The 3,490-nt window shown below is 41.4% G+C and carries 4 protein-coding genes; all 4 read right to left on the bottom strand.

Annotation, left to right across the window (positions count from 1 at the left end; all coding sequences use genetic code 11):
* Positions 1 to 1,167, bottom strand: a 1,167-nt coding sequence (locus tag VF500_RS11400; protein WP_330859784.1) for an anthranilate synthase component I family protein, incomplete at its 3' end; no start/stop codon positions are given.
* Positions 1,168 to 1,354: 187 nt separating this feature from the next.
* Positions 1,355 to 2,632: an adenylosuccinate synthase gene (locus tag VF500_RS11395; RefSeq protein WP_330859783.1), complete on the bottom strand. Its 1,278-nt coding sequence runs from the start codon at positions 2,630 to 2,632 to the stop codon at positions 1,355 to 1,357.
* Complete coding sequence (locus VF500_RS11390; protein WP_330859782.1) at positions 2,632 to 3,264, bottom strand: nucleotidyl transferase AbiEii/AbiGii toxin family protein; 633 nt, start codon at positions 3,262 to 3,264, stop codon at positions 2,632 to 2,634. The genes VF500_RS11395 and VF500_RS11390 overlap by 1 nt, the downstream gene beginning before the upstream one ends.
* The coding region (locus tag VF500_RS11385) for a DUF6922 domain-containing protein (protein WP_414688575.1) at positions 3,219 to 3,490 on the bottom strand (272 nt) is incomplete at its 5' end. The genes VF500_RS11390 and VF500_RS11385, both read right to left, overlap by 46 nt.

Here is a 3,490-nt window from a genome sequence, read left to right as displayed (position 1 = left end):
GTGAAATGACAAGTATTTATTAGAAGAGTTATAAAGCAACGACCGGATCACTACATTAAAATCAAAATCATCATCGGGACTAAAATAGCCTATAGCCCCGGAGTATACCCCGCGTTTACTGCGCTCGTATTGTTCCATTAGCTGCATACAGCTCACTTTTGGGGCTCCGGTCATGCTGCCCATAGGGAAGGTATTTTTGATAGCCTGCACATTTGATAAGCCGTCCTGCAACTCGCAAATAACGGTAGAGATCATCTGGTGTACCTGCTTAAAACTGTAAATGCCGAAAAGCTCTTCGGTTTTAACGGTGCCGGGTTTAGCCGAGCGGGTAAGGTCGTTACGTACCAGGTCAACCACCATTACATTTTCCTGTAATTCTTTGGGATGATTACGAAGGGCTTGTTTGGCCTGTTCGTCGGCATCGATATCATCCAACCTTTTTGCGGTACCTTTTATTGGCTGCGAGATGAGTTTGCTTTCCCTCTTAGCTAAAAAGCGTTCGGGTGAAGCGCCGACGATGTAATTTCCATTCCATTTGAAAAAGGTAGAGAAAGGGTTTGGAGAAACCTCATTTAGCTTTTTGAAGATCTCAAGAGGGTCAACGGAAGCATCCTCCGCAAAAAATTCCTGGCAAAAATTGGTGACATAGATATCCCCGCGGGCGATATGCTCTTTGATCTTATTTACCGTATCAATGTATTCCTGCCGGCTAAAGCGCGGCTTTAAATTTATAACAGTCTGTTGACCGGAGATGGTTAGTTCCTGCCCGTTTATAGCTTTCATGACCAATTCAGGTTCATCGGAAATGATCTCAACCTCGTTCTCTTTGATCAAAACAAGATGTTGGGGAACAAAAAAATACAGATCAGGAAATTTTAAACCATCAGGATTAGCGGATGTAAGCGCTTCAATTTCATTTTTAAGGTCATAGCCCAGGAAGCCGGTCATCCAGCCAGGGTTGTTTTCCCTGAACTGTTCAAGCTGTTTGAATGCGCTACCTGTGTTCGCAGTAAGTTCAGCGCGCACTCCCGCCGCTATCAGGGTATCAAATTTGGAATAGGGATCGTTAAATCCGTTCGAGTCGAGGTAGCAGGCGGCATCGAATGTTGACACCCATTGTAGTGCTTTCTGTTTAAATTCCGGCAAATCCTGTACCTGTACAATCACGCTGCAAAAATAACCAAGTAAATGAAATTAGATTGATTTAATGTTTCCAATTTTCATTTGTGGCTACGGTTCGTGAGGACACGAACCGGGGAATTTTAAGTAAATGAAAAAGGCCGGATATACCGGCCTTTTTCATTTTTCTCCCCGTTGCCCGTGTCCTCACGGACAACATTGCAGGGAATTTATCCTAATGCAACGTTAAAGTCTGTTTCCTATCTGGCCCTACCGATAAATATTTTACCGGTACGCCAAGTTCAGCTTCAAGGAAATCAATGTATGACTGCAGCTTAGCCGGAATCTCGGTTAATTCAGTGATACCGGTCAGATCTTCGTTCCAGCCATCGATTTCCTTATACACTGGCTCAGGTTTTACCGAGCAGATATCGTAAGGCATATAATCAATCTGTTCGCCTAAATAATTGTAGTGAGTAGCAGCATAGATCTTTTCAAAACCGCTTAATACATCAGCCTTGGTCATTACCAGTTGGGTAACACCATTAAGCATAATAGCATATTTTAAAGCCGGAAGATCGATCCACCCGGTACGGCGTGGCCTGCCTGTGGTTGCACCAAATTCGTGACCAACTTTGCGTAGTTCTTCGCCTGTTTCGTTCTCTAACTCAGTTGGGAACGGGCCGCCGCCAACACGGGTACAATAGGCTTTAAAAATACCTATCACTTCGCCAATTTGCTGCGGGGCGATACCTAAACCGGTACAAGCACCTGCAGCGGTAGTGTTTGATGAAGTTACAAACGGATATGAACCAAAATCGATATCAAGCATGGCGCCCTGTGCACCTTCTGCTAATACCTTTTTGCCTTCTTTAATATAATTGTTCACCAAATGCTCAGAATCAACCAGCGGGAATTGACGTAACACGTCAAGCGCTTCGAAAAACAATGTCTCACGTTCTGAAAAATCAGCTACTTCGCCATAAAGCTGTTGCAGCATGGATACGTGTTTATCAACCAGTTTCTGATAACGCTCTTTAAAATCGGGCAGGGTGATATCACCAATACGTAAACCGTTACGACCGGTTTTATCCATATAAGTTGGACCAATACCTTTTAAGGTTGAACCAATTTTGCCTTCGCCCATCTTTTTTTCATTAGCGGCATCAAGCAACTGGTGCGTTGGCAATATCAGGTGCGCTTTTTTAGCAATTAAAAGGTTCTTTTTAGCCAGCAGGTCATGCCCGGCATCTTTTAATTTATCCAGTTCTTTTTTCAGGGTGATAGGATCAATCACCACACCATTACCGATAAGGTTGATGGTGTTTTCAAAAAATATACCTGAAGGAATGGTGTTTAAAACAAACTTTTTACCGTCGAACTCCAAAGTGTGACCAGCATTTGGCCCGCCCTGGAAACGTGCTATCAGGTCATAACCTGCACTAAGCACATCAACAATTTTTCCTTTTCCTTCATCGCCCCACTGGAGGCCTAATAATACGTCAACAGCCATTAATTTCTAATATTTCTATAATAATCGTCAAATGCGTTTGTGATGGTTTGTTTTACTTTATCCCATGTCATACCATCTAATGACTCAGGAGTTATAGTATTTTCAGCGTCAGCAAAATAAACCACTGATCTTATGACCGCAAAGGTATCATCATAAGTATATCTATCATGATAAAATTGAAAAAGATTTTCAAATGAATAAAACTCCAGAAGCTTGGCTATGTCCCAAAAGTCTTTTTTTACCCCTCTGCCTTTCACCGCGTTAAGCTTTAATGCTATCAAATCGCGAATATCGGCAATGGGTACTCCTTCAATTATTTGTGCCGGATAAGTAAATGGATCTTTGACAGAAACAAAGTCAACTTTTATATTTTCAATAAGACATTGGTATATGGACTTAAACCTGTCGTTTTCACTTCTAACCTGATTGAAGGTATCAATAAGGGTTTCTTTGATCAATTCCTTATCAAGTGGCTGATCTGTAAAAAAATCCAGATCAATTGATAGTCTGTGCCCGTAAAGTAGTGAAAGTGCGGTACCTCCAACTAATCTGAATTGTTCAAATCCAGGAAGTGAAACTATTTTGTTTAAAAGTTCCAGTGTTGCAGGTTCAACTGTTTCTTTTCGTAGCATTTAAAATCGGTAGGTTTAACCTTAAACAGCACACAACAAAAATTGATGCTGATATCTGAAAGCCATAACGCTTGCAAGGCTAATTCTTTCACCTTGTTAAAACCATAAAATTTCAACAAGTTATTAAAATCTTCTGCTTTTCCCCTTTCGATAACCTTTTCAACAACATGCGCAGCATTTTTCTGATAGTCGATATTATCCATATCAACATCCCAAAATGCCTGCT

It is taken from the genome of Mucilaginibacter sp. (assembly GCF_036383575.1).
Lineage (GTDB): Bacteria > Bacteroidota > Bacteroidia > Sphingobacteriales > Sphingobacteriaceae > Mucilaginibacter.
This window is presented reverse-complemented; position numbering and strand designations above follow the sequence as displayed.